The sequence below is a fragment of the Kitasatospora sp. NPDC015120 genome (genome assembly GCF_043080305.1).
GTDB lineage: Bacteria > Actinomycetota > Actinomycetes > Streptomycetales > Streptomycetaceae > Kitasatospora.
This window is the reverse complement of record NZ_JBIBVJ010000070.1, coordinates 1-1,336: the sequence shown is the minus strand read 5'-3', so window position 1 is coordinate 1,336 and position 1,336 is coordinate 1. Positions and strand designations below refer to the sequence as shown.

Annotated in this window: 1 pseudogene; it reads left to right on the top strand. The window is 59.6% G+C overall.

Annotated elements, in window-relative coordinates:
* Window positions 1-34: 34 nt before the first annotated feature.
* A pseudogene (locus ACF1AK_RS36345) lies at window positions 35-361 on the top strand (L-histidine N(alpha)-methyltransferase); the annotation flags it as partial.
* Between the last annotated feature and the right edge of the window lie 975 nt (window positions 362-1,336).

The window sequence follows — 1,336 nt, the reverse complement described above, 5'->3', positions numbered from 1 at the left end:
GACCAATACGGGCTTATGACGACGCGGCGTCACCGCCGAGTTCAATATCAATGTGCTGCGGGTTCTCAACCGGGGACTTGGAGCTAACTTCTCGCTACCCAGGTTTCAGAACGTTGCGGCGTGGAATGACGAAGAGCACTGGATCGAGATGCGACTGCAGGCTAAAGAAAGACACGTGGTGGACCTAGGTGTACTGGATATAGACGTCGAATTCGCCAAGGACGAAGTGATACGCACCGAGGTCTCGACAAAATTCACCCGCGAGTTGATCGAGTCGGAATTCGTGCTTGCCGGTCTGACCCCTGCTGACTGGTGGAGCGACGGGGACTACGCGCTTGCCTTAGCAAGGAAGGACGCGTGACGGCATTGCGCTGACATTGGGAGTGTGGAGAGTATTTTACGCGTCAACAAAGGGGGCGATGTCGGTGCTGACCTTACGACCACCGCGGCGCCTCGGACTCGCTAGCACCCGTTCCACAACGAAATATGGACCTGGTCGACTCCGAAACCGACCACAAACGGCGCACGGCGTGAGCTACCTCAACCCTGACGGTATCTGAGGCGCGGCGCCGGGGAGGAGTCGTTCCAGGCCAAAGCAGTTGGGTTTTAAACAATGAACACGTCGATTCCAGGAGACCCAAAGAAAGCGCCCGCTAACGGCCCTTTGGTGGAGTCCCCCAGCACACGCCGCGGAAATTCGACCTGCCTCGGTAGTTCGAATGTGAGTCACAGCTCAGCAAGTCTGGCTGCGTTGCTCAAGCGAATCCCCGAAGGCTGGACTCTCGCCAGATACGCGGGGCGTCCGTACGGATTGACACGAACCACGCGGGTCGATGGCCGAAGTATCAGCATTTCCGCCGAGGAGTTGGGCGGGTCCGATCTGATCAGCGCCAATGTGTATCGCACGGTCGAAGCAGACCACCTACGTCCTTGCGAAATGCCGGAAGCCAAGGTGCTGGCTTTCTTGCGAGGGTGGGTGCCCGCTTGACCCGATCACAATCAGTCGGCTGTCAGCGTAGCCGGCCTCCACGAACTTCAGTTATGCCTGTGTCCACGTGGTTCCTGAGGAGTGGTCCTCGATGACGATCCCGCTGCGAGCGAGATCGCCGCGGATGCGGTCAGCCGTGACAAAATCTCCTTCGCCGCGGGCACACGATCGATTCGCGAGGAGTACCTCAACGAGAGCAGTGACCGTGCTGCTGTGCTGGCCGTCGCGTGGCGCCGTCGGTGATGATTCCGTCTCGATCCCAAGCACGCTGGTCATCGCTGTTATCGATTGGTATGCCGCCGCGGCTGCTGCGGTCTCGCCGTTGTCGACGGCAATGTTGCCGGCGCG